The sequence below is a fragment of the Corallococcus macrosporus genome, from assembly GCF_017302985.1.
In the GTDB taxonomy this organism is placed as follows: Bacteria; Myxococcota; Myxococcia; order Myxococcales; family Myxococcaceae; genus Corallococcus; species Corallococcus macrosporus_A.
This window is the reverse complement of sequence record NZ_JAFIMU010000004.1, coordinates 303,137-315,857: the sequence shown is the minus strand read 5'-3', so window position 1 is coordinate 315,857 and position 12,721 is coordinate 303,137. Positions and strand designations below refer to the sequence as shown.

The 12,721-nt window shown below is 71.2% G+C and carries 12 protein-coding genes; 3 read left to right on the top strand and 9 right to left on the bottom strand.

What is annotated here, in order from left to right; genetic code table 11:
- Positions 1–53: 53 nt before the first annotated feature.
- Positions 54–1,139: a hypothetical protein gene (locus JYK02_RS06725; RefSeq protein WP_207049815.1), complete on the top strand. Its 1,086-nt coding sequence runs from the start codon at positions 54–56 to the stop codon at positions 1,137–1,139.
- Positions 1,140–1,158: 19 nt separating this feature from the next.
- Here JYK02_RS06725 and JYK02_RS06720 read toward each other — a convergent pair whose 3' ends face one another.
- The 5 genes from JYK02_RS06720 to JYK02_RS06700 form a co-directional block, all read right to left on the bottom strand.
- Complete coding sequence (locus tag JYK02_RS06720) at positions 1,159–2,652, bottom strand: ELWxxDGT repeat protein (protein ID WP_207049813.1); 1,494 nt, start codon at positions 2,650–2,652, stop codon at positions 1,159–1,161.
- Positions 2,653–2,938: 286 nt separating this feature from the next.
- Positions 2,939–3,553 (bottom strand): Holliday junction branch migration protein RuvA, encoded by a 615-nt coding sequence (gene ruvA, locus JYK02_RS06715; protein WP_207049810.1) that lies wholly within the window; start codon positions 3,551–3,553, stop codon positions 2,939–2,941.
- A complete protein-coding gene (gene ruvC / locus JYK02_RS06710) occupies positions 3,550–4,131 on the bottom strand; it encodes a crossover junction endodeoxyribonuclease RuvC (protein ID WP_207049808.1) in 582 nt (193 codons plus the stop codon). The genes ruvA and ruvC overlap by 4 nt, the downstream gene beginning before the upstream one ends.
- Positions 4,132–4,164: 33 nt before the next feature.
- Entirely contained in the window at positions 4,165–4,914 is a 750-nt protein-coding gene (locus tag JYK02_RS06705; protein ID WP_207049806.1) for a YebC/PmpR family DNA-binding transcriptional regulator, read from the bottom strand.
- Positions 4,915–5,001: 87 nt separating this feature from the next.
- Positions 5,002–6,129: a response regulator gene (locus JYK02_RS06700; RefSeq protein ID WP_207049804.1), complete on the bottom strand. Its 1,128-nt coding sequence runs from the start codon at positions 6,127–6,129 to the stop codon at positions 5,002–5,004.
- Positions 6,130–6,236: 107 nt separating this feature from the next.
- Here JYK02_RS06700 and JYK02_RS06695 point away from each other — a divergent pair, with 107 nt between their 5' ends.
- Entirely contained in the window at positions 6,237–6,896 is a 660-nt protein-coding gene (locus tag JYK02_RS06695) for a hypothetical protein (RefSeq protein WP_207049802.1), read from the top strand.
- Positions 6,897–6,902: 6 nt separating this feature from the next.
- Here the strand turns inward: JYK02_RS06695 and JYK02_RS06690 are convergent, their stop codons facing one another.
- The 4 genes from JYK02_RS06690 to JYK02_RS06675 all read right to left on the bottom strand — a co-directional run bounded on the left by JYK02_RS06690 (position 6,903) and on the right by JYK02_RS06675 (position 10,603).
- A complete protein-coding gene (locus JYK02_RS06690) occupies positions 6,903–7,160 on the bottom strand; it encodes a hypothetical protein (protein ID WP_207049800.1) in 258 nt (85 codons plus the stop codon).
- Positions 7,161–7,181: 21 nt separating this feature from the next.
- Complete coding sequence (gene mutM / locus JYK02_RS06685) at positions 7,182–8,039, bottom strand: DNA-formamidopyrimidine glycosylase (RefSeq protein WP_207049798.1); 858 nt, start codon at positions 8,037–8,039, stop codon at positions 7,182–7,184.
- 123 nt (positions 8,040–8,162) lie between these two features.
- Positions 8,163–9,179, bottom strand: coding sequence for an RNA 3'-terminal phosphate cyclase (rtcA, locus tag JYK02_RS06680; RefSeq protein WP_207049787.1), 1,017 nt, complete (start codon positions 9,177–9,179; stop codon positions 8,163–8,165).
- Between the two features lie 188 nt (positions 9,180–9,367).
- The gene (locus JYK02_RS06675; protein ID WP_207049786.1) at positions 9,368–10,603 is read right to left on the bottom strand and encodes an RtcB family protein; all 1,236 of its coding nucleotides are present in this window, start codon (positions 10,601–10,603) and stop codon (positions 9,368–9,370) included.
- A gap of 146 nt (positions 10,604–10,749) precedes the next feature.
- Between JYK02_RS06675 and rtcR the strand changes: the two genes are divergently transcribed.
- A complete protein-coding gene (gene rtcR, locus JYK02_RS06670) occupies positions 10,750–12,381 on the top strand; it encodes an RNA repair transcriptional activator RtcR (protein ID WP_207049784.1) in 1,632 nt (543 codons plus the stop codon).
- Positions 12,382–12,721 lie beyond the last annotated feature (340 nt).

Here is a 12,721-nt window from a genome sequence, read left to right as displayed (position 1 = left end):
ACGCCGGCCGGCCAGCCAGGGGGCCTGTCCCCCTGCCCGAAGGGAGTCGCGTCATGGTTTCCGCCTCCGCCCCGTTCCGTCCCCTGCCCCTGCTGCCCGAGGCCCGCGCCGAGCGTTCGCCCGGTCCCCGCCTGCAGAAGCTGCGCCGCGCCGCGCTGGAGGCGCGCGAGGCCTTCGTCCGGGAGGGTCCGGTGGCGGCGGTGGCCACCCGCGACCTCATCACGTTCCCCTACCCCACGCTGTTCGCCTTCAGCGGGGCGGCGCTGTCTCCGGCGCCCTACGTGATGATGACCAACCGCATGCAGGTGGTGCAGTTCGCGGAGGCCGGCACCGGCCAGCGGCGCACCCTGCTCTTCAACCCCACCGACTACGAGCGGGGCCATGCGGCGCCCTTCTACCGCGCGCTGCGCGAGCGCTACGGCGCGTTCCTCTCCGACAAGGTGATGTCCACCCGCCACGGCACGGTGCAGGGCCACCTGGAGCAGCTGGGGCTGACGCCGTCGGACGTGGACTACCTGGCCTTCGACCACCTGCACATCCAGGACCTGCGCGGCTGGCTGGGCGGTGACGGCTCGGCGGGCGTCTTCCCCCGGGCGAAGCTGCTGGTGCAGCGCGCCGAGTGGACCATGGTGAAGCACCTGCACCCCATGCAGCACGTGTGGTTCGTGCCCGGCGGCACGGACGTCCCCGAGGAGCGCGTGGTGCTGCTGGACGGGGACACGTGGCTGGGCCAGGGCGCGGCGCTGCTGAGCACGCCCGGCCACACGCAGGGGAACATGTCCCTGGCGGTGGCCACCGCGAACGAAGTGTTCGTGGTGAGCGAGAACGGCGTGAGCACGGAGAGCTTCACGCCGCTGTTGTCGCGCATCCCCGGCGTGCGCCGCTTCGCGGAGCAGATGGGCTGGGAGGTGGTGCTCAACGGCAACACGCGCGAGGACTCGCTGGAGCAGTACGCGTCCATGGTGGTGGAGAAGCTCTTCGCGGGGCCGTCCGCGCATGACGCGTCGTTCGTGAACTTCCACCCGTCCTCGCTGCTCACCGCGCACCTCCTGGCCCCGGGCCTGGGCCCCACCGTGGTGCTGCCCGCGCCGAACACGGGCGGGCTGCACCCCACGCCCGCGGTGCGCCGCGCGGCCTGAGCGGCTTCAAACTCCAAGCCTAGCGGGGGCTGCAGTAGGCCGCGGGGAGGAACGGCAGCGTCCAGGGCTCCTCGCCGTGGACCGGCGTGCTGGCCAGGAAGAAGACGTTCCCGCCCGCGCGCACGAACCCGCGCGGATTCGCGTGGAGCCCCGCGGGCGCGATGTCGCGCATGGGTTCCACGTGGCCCGGGGCGCCGTTGGAGTACCAGCCCTCGCGGCCCCGGTCGGCCGTCATCGCGGAGAAGAAGAGCCACCCGTCCGTCACGACGAAGGCCATGGGGGCGCTGCCCACCGGGCCCGGTTCCAGGTCCTGCACGAGCCCCGTGCCCTGCGCGGTGCCGTCGCTTCTCCACGGCTCGCGGCCGTGCACGCCGTCATCCGCCGCGAAGTACAGCCGCCCGTTCATCACCGTCAGCCCGGAGGGCTGCGAGCCCTCGGGCCCCGGCCACACGTCCTTCACCATGCGCGTGCCCAGGGGCGTGCCGTCGCTCCTCCACAGCTCACCGCCGTGAAGCATGTCGCCGGGTTCGCCGAAGAAGCCCTCCGCGCCGGCCATGAAGTACACGCTGCCGCCCAGCGGCGTGAGCTCCGACGGGTAGTCCCCTTCGAAGTGGCGCAGCGGGAACGTGGTGAGGGGCTGGCCCCGCGTCACCCAGAGGTCCGCCTCCCCCCAGCCCGCGTCCACGAGGAAGAAGAGGCGGTCGCTCCCCGCGGGCGTCAGCGCGAAGAGCGCCGTCCAGGCCGTGCCCCGGAAGAGCGCTCGCGAGGTTCCGGTGCCGACGTCCAACACCCAGAGCGTCACCGTGTCGCCGTACGCCACCAGCGCCAGCTTCCCGTTCCACTCCGTGAGGTCGTCCAGGAACAGGGAGCCGGGCCCGGGCGCGAACTCCTGCGTGAGCTGCGTGCCCCGCGCCGTGCCGTCGGTGCTCCACAGCTCGCGGCCGTGCACGCCGTCATCCGCGGTGAAGTACAGCCGCGAGCCCACCACCCGCAGCCCGTCCGGCGCGCTGCCCTGCGCTCCGGGCCGCAGGTCCGCCACCAGCACCGTGCCCGCCTCGGTGCCGTCGCTCCGCCACAGCTCCGGCCCGCTCACCCCGTCGTCCGCGACGAAGAACAGCCGCCCGCCCATCCGCGTGAGGAAGCGCGGCGTGCTGCCATACGCCCCGGGCCGCAGGTCCTTCACCCGGCGCGAGTCCGTGTCGCGCCCGTCCGTCACCCACAGCTCGCTGCCCGTCACGCCGTCATCCGCGCCGTAGAAGACGCGCCCGTCCACCTCCACCAGCAGCTCCGGCGCGCTGCCCTCCGCGCCGGCACGCAGGTCGCCCACGGGCCGCGCGGACGGACCACACGGCTGCGGTGCTTCGGAAGCCACCGCGTCCACCGCGTCCTCCATCGCCACCGACGCCCTGCCCCACGCCACCCCGGCCTCACCGTCCGCCGCGCCACACCCCACCCCGAAGAAGACGCCGGAGAGCAGCAGCACGAGGACCGGAACACCACGCCACGCCGCCATCACACACGCCTCCTCGGGGCGGCAGGATCCTTTCGGAGTCACCGCACCTGCGCTGGAAATTGATGTTTTCAGCGGAATGAGCCAGCTCATGGCCGGCCAGGATGGCCCAGCACTGTCAGGCCGTGAGCGGCGTGGAGTGGCGGATGCCGTCCAGCGAACGGAAGAACCGTTCGCCGGGGGATGTCCGCGGAGTCATACGGGAAAAAGAGTTGCGCGTATTTTCCGAGGATTTCCCAGCCCCGGAAACACCGCGTCTTGCCCTGGAGGGCAAGGCGGTGTCCGGGAGTCACGGCGTGGAGCGCAGGGACTTGAGGGCTTCGCGGAAGAGGGCCTGGAAGGTGGCGTCCGGGCCCAGCCGCTCGATGACGACGTCCGCGGCCTTCTCCGCCTGGGGCTGCTTGTAGCCCAGGTTGAGCAGCGCGGAGACGAGGTCGGACTTGTTGCCGGAGGTGACGGGCGCGCGGGGCGTGGTGCCGCGCGCGATGCCCTCCGAGTGGAGGTTGCGCACCTTCTCCTTGAGCTCCAGCACGAGCCGCTCCGCGGTCTTCTTGCCCACGCCGTGGATCTTCGCGAGCCGGGCCGTCTCACCGCGAGACAGCGCCGCGATGAGCTCGCCCACCTCCATGCCGGACATCACGCCCAGGGCCATGCGCGGGCCGACGCGGGACACGGTGTTGAGCAACTGGAAGAGCTCCTCCTCCTGCGGGGAGAGGAAGCCGAAGAGCTCGAAGGCGTCCTCGCGCACCACGGTGCGGATGCGGAGGTCCACCGGCTGGCCGTCCGCGGGCAGCTTCCCCAGCGACACGGTGGACAGGTTCACGCGGTAGCCCACGCCGTTCACGTCGACGACGGCGTCCTCCGCGCCCTTCTCCAACACGTTGCCACGCAACCGGGCGATCATCGGCGGGCCTCCGGGCGCTGGTAGGCGGACGACAGGCGGTCCGCGAGCACCGACGCGGCCCCCTTGCGCTTGCCGTTGCCGGGCGCGCTGGCGCGGGGCATGCCCACGCGGAACTGGTTCAGGTGGCACAGCGCGACGGCGAGCGCGTCGCTGGCATCCGCGCGCTCCAGCGTCGCCTCGTCCACGCCGAGCAGCGTGCGCACCATGCGCGCCACCGCGTCCTTGTTGCCCGCGCCGCTCGCGCCCACGGACTTCTTCACGCTCGCGGGGGCGTACTCGTGCACGGGCAGGCCCGCCTGCGCCGCGGCCAGCAGCGCCACGCCGCGCGCGTGGCCCAGCACCAGGGCGCTTCGGGCGTTGCGGAAGGTGAAGAGGCCTTCCACGGCCACGGCCTCCGGCTGGTAGCGCTGGAGCGCGGCGCTCAGGGCGGCGTGCAGGTCCTTCAGGCGCTCCGCGAGGGGCGCGGACTCCACGACCTTGATGACGCCGTGGCCCAGGTGCACGAGCCGGCCCTTCTTCTCCTCCACCACCCCGAAGCCCATGAAGCGGCTGCCAGGGTCCACGCCGAGCACGCGCACCGGCCGTTCCTTTCCCACGCGCCCGTCAGGGCCTTACGTGGACAGCGACTCCATCAGGGACTCGTCGATTTCGAAGTTCGCGTGCACGTGCTGCACGTCGTCGTTGTCGTCGAGCGCGTCCATCAGCTTCAACAGGCGCTTCGCGTTGTCGCCTTCCACCTTCACGGTGTTCTGCGGCACGAAGGTCCACTTCTGTTCGCCCAGGGGCAGGCCGGCGGCCTCCAGCTTCGCGCCCACCGCGTGCAGGTCCGCCGGGGCGGTGCGCACCTCGAAGCCGTCCGGCCCCTGGTCCACGACGTCCTCGGCGCCCGCGTCCAGGGCCTTCTCCATCACCTGGTCCTCGGTGGGGCCGGGCTTCACGGTGATGACGCCCTTCTTGTGGAACATCCAGCCCACGGCGCCTTCCGCACCCATGTTCCCGCCGTAGTTGCCCAGGAGATTTCGCACGTCGCTGGCGGAGCGGTTCCGGTTGTCGGTGAGGCACTCGATGATGAGCGCGACGCCGCCGGGGCCGTAGCCCTCGTACGTCACCTCTTCGTAGGCCTCGCCGGCCAGCTCGCCCGTGCCCTTCTTGATGGCGCGCTCGATGGTGTCGCGCGGGATGTTCGACTCGCGCGCCTGGGCCACGGCCACGCGCAGGCGGGCGTTGCTGGCCGGGTCACCCCCGCCCAGCCGCGCGGCGACGGTCATCTCCTTGATGGCCTTGGAGTAGAGCTTGCCCTTGGCCACGCCCAGGACGGCGTTGCGGCGCTTGAGTTTCGACCATCGGTTGTGACCGGACATGGCGGCGGCTTCGGCGAGGGGTGGACGGGCGTTCAGCCCGTGGCGCTCCCGGCCTTGTGCCCCGAGCAGGCCGCCCGAGTCAAACCCCTACGACGCGTCCGGCTCCGAGTCGGGCGCCAGGACGGGCTCGAACAGGCGGGGCGGCCCCGCAGACTCCCGGGCGCGCTCGCGCTCCTCCACCAGGATGGCGGGCACCAGCACGCCCAGCATGAACAGGCGGGTGGCCGCCTCGTAGGCCAGCGCCTCCGGGAAGCGGCACTCCAGCAGCATCGCGCGCACGGTGCGCCGGCCATCGAAGAGGCGCACCACCTGCTCCACGTCTTCAGGGAGCGAGGGCAGCTCGCGCGCCAGCCGGTTGAAGTCCACCGTGAGCCGCGCCGCCAGGGGCAGCCCCTTCACGCGCAGTTGCTCGAAGCGCTCCAGGCCGGGCTCCAGCTGCTCGCACAGGAAGGCGCGGTCCAGGGAGAAGCTGCCCCGCTGCAGCTCCGGGCCGAACGTCACCGTGTACTCGCCCGCGCCGAAGCACAGCAGGCGCCGGAACGCGAGGCTGCCGCGCTCGCCGTGGAAGCTCGCGTCCACCACCTGGCCGTGGCGGAAGACGAAGGCGCCGGTGTCCTCCGCCAGCACCACGCGTCCGGAGCGCACGCCGGACAGCAGCGCGCGCACCAGCCCCACCAGGGGCAGCGTCGTGGTGTGCGCGTCGTAGACGTCCTCCTCGCCGCGCCGCCCCGCCTTGAGCCGCGCGAGCACCGCCACGTCGCGCGCGTCCACCGGCTCCACCAGGTATTCGTCCGCGCCCACGCCCGCGGCCAGGTCGCGGTGGAACTCCTCCGGGTGCCGCGCCACCAGCAGCACCGGCAGGTGCGCGGACCGCGCATCCGCCCGGAGCACGCCGCAGAGGCTGAAGCCGTCGCCGTCCGGAAGGTCCGCGTCGATGATGACCAGCCGGGGCAGCGCCGGCGCCGGCCGCATCGGTTCCGACTCCGGCCGCGACACGCCCGCCTCCAGGCCCAGCCACGTCAGCGCCGCGCGAGCGCCCTCCACGTGGACGGGCTCGAAGCCCTCCGCGACCAGCGCTTGCGTCACCGCCGGCCGCGCCGCCTCGCCCACCAGCAACACCGAGCCCAACGCCTCACCCGGCAGGGCGAGTGCGTCACGACCTCCCGGCGGGGTGGAGCTCTCAGGGGCGGGTGCGGCGTGCAGGTAGGCAACCATGGATTCCCCATTCTTCCAGGGAACCCGAACAATTGCACAACCTACCCCCAAGTCCCTGGATTCGTTGGGTTTTGGCCAGACTGCATCCCACGCTAGGGTGCGCGCCCATGACGCGCCTCGGACCCCTGCTTGCCCTCCTCGTCGTGCCCGCCCTGGCCCTGGCCCAGGACGCCGAAGTGTCCCTTTCGCAGGAGGACCCGCTGGGCTCCGTGGTGGCGCCGGTGGTGCTGCCCGCGGGGGCGACGGCGCTCTATGGCTACACGGGCGCGCCGGAGGTGGGCCTCGGGTTCCGGCAGGGGCTGGGCGCGCTGGAGGTGGAGGCGCGGGCGCGCTTCGACTGGTTCAAGCTGGGCGCGTCGCTGGAGCTCGTGGGCCGCAGGGAGGTGGTGCGCAGCGGATCGTTCTCGCTGGCGCCGACGCTGGGCCTGGGCCTGGTGCTCAACTCCGGCGCCACGTACATGGACGACGACAACTTCTCGGGCGTGCTGGTGCGCATCCTGCCGGGGATGGTGGCGGGCTACCGGGTGGCGGACACCGTGGCGCTGCTGGGGCTGGTGGACCTGCCCATCGACCTGGGGCTCAACGGCGACAAGCAGCGGCGCTTCCAGGCGCTGGGGGGCCTGGGCGTGGAAGTCTACCTGGGCGGCAACCTGTCGCTGCTCGCGGCGGGACAGGTGGGCGTGGAGACGTTCCAGGAGCGCGCGGGCGCGGGCCACACGCGGTTGGGCCTCACCGGGCGCGTGGGCCTGGGGACGCGGCTGTTCTAGACGGCTCTAGAACTCGGGCGGCGGGCTCTGGCGCGGCGTGCCCATGAGTTCGAGGGTGCGCAGCGCGACGCGGATGAGCGTCTGGGCGCACGGCTCGCAGCCTCCGCCGCAGCAGTGCGGCCAGCGCCCTTCCGGGTCGCGCAGGAGCGGGCGCACGCTGGACTGGTAGTAGCTGGGGAGCTGGTGCTCGGCGCTCGCGAGGTTGAGCGCTTCTTCGAGGGCCAGGGGCGAGGGGGCGGGAACGTCGGACACGCTCCCGTTCATACCAGCCACCCGGGGGCCTTGTCAGAGCAGTGACGTCTGCGCCGGAGCCTCGGGCGCGGCGCCGTCCGCGGGCTGGCAGTGCGAGCACCAGTGCGTGTTGCGGCCCCCGATGCGCAGGTGCGACACGGGCGTGGCGCAGCGGGGACAGGGCGCCCCCGTCTTGCCGAAGATGTTGCGCCGGTGCTTCGCCTGCCCCTGCACGCCGAACAGGTCCCGCTGCGTGCCGCGCAGCCTCAAGCCCTCCTCCAGCACGTCGCGGATGCCCTGGTGCAACCGGACGAGCTCCGCGGGAGACAGCGACGACGCCAGGCGACGTGGATCGATGCCCGCGGCCCACATGCTCTCGTCCGCGTCGCGGTTGCCCAGCCCCGCGAGCACGCGCTGGTTCAGGAGCACCGTCTTGAGCGCGCTGCGTCTGCGCCTGAGCAGCTTCGCCAGCACCTCCGGCGTGAACGCTTCATCCAGCGCCTCCGGCCCCAGCTCCTCCAGCTTGAGCTGCGCGGCCAGCACCGCCGTGGGCCCCAACGCCACGCGCGCGTAGCCCAGCGTGTCGGTGAGCTGGAGCTCCTCGTTGCCCTCCAGCGTGAGGACCACGAGCGTCTCGGGAGGCCGCTCACTGCCGGAGGGCCGCAGTTGCAGCTCCCCCCACAGCATGAAGTGCAGCGCGAGCGTCTGTCCGTCATCCAGCGCGAGCAGCATGAACTTCGCGCGCCGCTCCGCCCCAAGCACCTTGCGGCCCTTGAGGTTCTGGATGAAGTCCGGCGGCGAGGCGAAGCGCACCGCCGAGGGCACCAGCACCTCCGCGTCCACGAAGCGGCGGCCCACTACGGCCTGCTTCAGGTCACGAACGATGATCTCCACTTCAGGAACTTCAGCCACGCGCAGCCTCCCCCACGGGTCACAACGTAGGAAGGATGCGAGGTAACGTCAGGGGTTGCCTCCCGCTGGAGCGGGGGTCTCGTCCGTCCGCAAGGCATGCGGCCGGACGGGCCCTTCCCCGTGTCAGGCGCGCACGGTCACTTCGTGCACGTCGCGCTCCACTTCCCGCACGTCCACCTTCACGTCGAGGAAGTGCGCCATCGTCTCGCGCTGCGTGAGCGCGTGGCTGTCCAGCGCCAGCGTGCGGAAGTTCCCGCCCTTCGCCAGGGCGCACAGCAGCAGGAGCTGATCACACAGGTGCTCGCCCACGGGCACGCCGGCGTCCAGGTAGCGCTTCACCTTCGTGGCCACCTCCTCGCCGACGACCTCCGCGCGCTTGCCACGCTCGCCGAAGCCGGTGAAGACCTCCGTCACGTGCTCGCTCTCCACCTCGACGCGCAGCACGTTGCCCGGACCGAAGCCGCGCTTGAGTTCCTCCGGCCGCTGCTGATCCGGCCGCAGCTTCAGCACGGAGGCCACGGCGTCCAGCTCGCGCTTCGCCACGTCGAAGGGGATGGCCGCCACCTGGGCCACGGCCTCCGTGCGCAGCACCCGGCCGCGCTCCATCAACTGGAGCGGCTGGAGCTTCGCGGGATGGATGTCCACGCGGAAGCGGCCCCCGCCGGCCGGATAGAAGCCGGGACGCTCCAGCGTCACGTCCACGCGCGGACCCATGCGGCGCAGGAGCGGCAGGTACGTCTTCTCCAGGAAGTCGAACGGCGGCGCCGCCGGATTGTGCGTTCCGCCCTCCAGCGTCAGCGTGGAGGCGCCTTCCGCGTGCAGCAGCGCGGGCAGCACCGTCTGGAACACCAGCGTCGCGCTGCCCGCAGTGCCCACCGCGAAGTGGTAGTTGCCCGCCGTCAGCGCGCGCGGGTGGAAGGACAACTGCTTGGAGCCCAGCTCCGCGCCCGCCACCTCCGCGGCCCCTACGGCCTCCGCGGCCTTGAGCGCGGTGAGGTGCTGGCGCAGGAGCCCCGGCTTGGCGCGGCCCGCGCGCACGTTGACCATCTCGAACGGCGTGCCCGTCACCAGCGACAGCGCCAGCGCGGTGCGCAGCACCTGGCCGCCACCCTCCCCCTGTGAACCATCGATGCGAACCATGTGCGTGGTGCTCCTTTGCGCGCTCGCGGACGGATGCAGCATCCCATCCCTGATTACAAAAAATAGCGGCGCCCGCTCCCCCACCTTAACGGCCGCTTGCGCGGACCTCTTCGGGGGAACGGGCGCCTCGGTGGCTTCATCCCGGCATGTGCACCTCCGCGGGGCGGCGGGTGGAGTTGACGCTGCGGCTATCCCTTCACGCACACGACCTGCTTGAGCGTGTGGACGACCTCCACCAGGTCCGCCTGCGCGGCCATCACGGCGTCGATGGGCTTGTACGCGGCCGGCGTCTCGTCAATCACGTCCACGTCCTTGCGGCACTCGACGCCCGCGGTCGCCTTCGCGTGGTCCTCCAGCGTGAAGCGCTTCTTCGCCGCTTCGCGCGACATCACCCGGCCCGCGCCGTGGCTGCACGAGTGGAAGGCATCCGCGTTTCCCTTCCCGCGGACGATGTAGGAACGGGCCCCCATGCTGCCGGGGATGATTCCCATGTCGCCCTCGCGCGCCCGCACCGCGCCCTTGCGGGTCACGAAGCAGTTCTTTCCGAAGTGGTGCTCGCGCGAGATGTAGTTGTGGTGGCAGTTCACCGCGGACTCGGACAGCTCGAACGGCGGCAGCTCACCGCTCGCCTTCAGGGCCTCCACCGCCGAGTGCAGCATGAGCTCGCGGTTCATCGCCGCGAAGTCCTGCGCCCAGCTCACCGCGAACACGTAGTCGTCGAAGTGCTCGGTCCCCTCCGGCAGGTACGCCAGGTCCGCGTCCGGCAGGTGGATGAAGAAGCGCTCCATGTCCTGCTTCGCCAGCTCGATGAAGTGGCTTCCGATGCGGTTACCCACGCCGCGCGACCCCGAGTGCAGCATCAGCCACACGCCATCCGACTCATCGACGCACAGCTCGATGAAGTGGTTACCCGTTCCCAGCGTTCCCAGGTGCGCCAGCTCCGGCCCACGGCCGATGCGCGGGTGCTTCGCGACGATGCGGGCGTACCCCTCCGCCAGGCGGGCCCAGGCCGCGGTATGCGTCACGGGCGAGTCCTTCCAGGCGCCACGGTCATTGCGGCCGCCGTTGTCCGTCCGGCCGTGCGGCACCGCCGCCTCGATGGCCGAGCGCACCCCGCGCAGCGAGTCCGGCAGCTGATCCGCGCGCAGCGTCGTGCGCACGGCGATCATCCCGCATCCGATGTCCACGCCCACCGCCGCCGGCACCACCGCGCCCACCGTGGGCACCACGCTCCCGACCGTCGCGCCATAACCGCGGTGCACGTCCGGCATCACCGCGACCCACTTGTGGATGAAGGGCAGCCCGCGGAGGTTGCGAAGCTGCTTCTTCGCCTCGTCCTCGAAGGGCACGCCCACCGTCCACGCCTTGATGGGGCGGCCCGCTTCGTCCGACAGCACCTCGTAGTTCGTGTTCACGCGGTCCATGGCTCTGCACCTTTCGGTCGTTCGACCGGGCGCTGTGTCCCGGTCACGCAGGGGAGCTAGAGCAGCCGGCGTGCCAACGCCGCTCCCGAGGGAAGTCCCTGAGGTGGGCTGGAAATCCATATCCCATGGGATAAATACCTATCCTGATGGCTCAAAAGGCGAAGACACGGCGCACGGTCGTCATCGGGATGCTGGGGACGACGCTGGACACGGGGATGGGGTCACAGCGCTGGACGCGGTGGCGGCCCACGGTGTCGCTATGTCAGCAGGAGGACCTGCTGGTGCACCGGCTGGAGCTGCTCTACCCGCCCCATGGGACGGCGCTGGCAGCGGTCATCCAGGAGGACATCGCGCAGGTGTCTCCGGAGACGGAGGTGCGGCTGACGTCGCTGCCCATCCGGGACCCGTGGAACCTGGAGGAGACGTATGGCGCGCTCCTGGACCACGTGCGCGCGCAGTCCTTCCATCCAGAGGACGAGGACTACCTGGTGCACATCACCACGGGCACGCACATCGCGCAGATCTGCATGTTCCTGCTGGTGGAGAGCCGGCTGATTCCGGGCCGGCTGGTGCAGACGTCTCCGGGAAAGGGGAAGGAACACGCGGCGGTGGGCTCGCACGCCATCATCGACCTGGACCTGTCGAAGTACGACACGCTGGCGGCGCGCTTCCGGCAGCAGCAGCGCGAGGGCCTGTCGTTCCTCAAGTCCGGCATCGACACGCGCAACGCGGCGTTCAACCGGATCATCGAGCGGATTGAGCAGGTGGCGGTGCAGTCCCGGGCGCCGCTCTTGCTGACGGGTCCCACGGGCGCGGGCAAGTCGCAGCTCGCGAAGCGCATCTACGCGTTGAAGAAGGCGCGCAACCAGGTGGCGGGGCCGTTCGTGGACCTGAACTGCGCCACGCTGCGAGGCGACGGGGCCATGTCCACACTCTTCGGCCACGTGAAGGGAGCGTTCACGGGCGCGGTGGGTGACCGGCCCGGATTGATGCGGCAGGCGAACGGCGGCGTGCTGTTCCTCGATGAGATTGGAGAACTGGGCGCGGACGAGCAGGCCATGTTGCTGCGCGCGCTGGAGGACAAGCGGTTCCTGCCGGTGGGCGCGGACAAGGAGGCGGAGAGCGACTTCCAGCTCATCGCGGGGACGAACCGCGACCTCCAACTGGACGTGGAGCGGGGACGGTTCCGCGAGGACCTGCTCGCGCGCATCAACCTGTGGACCTTCAGACTGCCCGCGCTGCGCGAGCGTCCGGAGGACATCGCGCCCAACCTGCAATACGAGCTGGATCAGGCCTCACAGGCGCTGGGCACACGCGTGACGATGAGCAAGGAGGCCCAGGAGTACTTCCTGCGCTTCGCCACGTCGCCGGAGGCCCGGTGGAGCGGCAACTTCCGCGACCTCAACGCGGCGGTGCTGCGCATGTCCACGCTGGCGGCGGGCGGACGGATGACCCGCGAGGTGGTGGACGAAGAGCTGGAGCGGCTGCGGACACAGTGGCGGCCCGCGGGCGCGGCGGTGGTGTCAACGGATGAAGACGTGCTGGTGGAGGTGATGGGCCCTGAGCGCGCGGCGGAGCTGGACCGGTTCGATCGGGTGCAGCTCGCGGACGTGGTGACGGTGTGCCGCGCCGCGCGCTCGTTGTCGGATGCGGGCCGGACGCTGTTCGCGCAGTCGCGTGCGCAGAAGAAGAGCGTCAACGACGCGGACCGGCTCCGGAAGTACCTGGCCCGCTTCGGCCTGGCATGGGCGGACGTGAGCGGTCGCGACGCGGAGTGACACCCTCGCGGGCCTAAGGGATGAGAAGGTGAGAATCCCGCGATGGCTCCCCCTCCGGGGCTCACCGCACGAACCTGTCCGACAGTCGGACAGGTTTGGACAACGGCCCTGGTAGGGGGCGTCGGTCCACTCCGAGCAGCGGAAACATGTCCGACAGGTTGGTCCCCTGCCATGGGCATCCGGTCCACCCAGGCGCCAAGCGGCGGAAACCTGTCCGACTGCCGGACCAGTTGGGACCGCGCTGGCCGGGGCACCCGTTCAACGAGACCAAGGAACTGGTCCGACTGTCGGACCAGTTGGGGCCCGCGTCGGCTGGGCTGTCGTTCCAGCGAAGCCAATG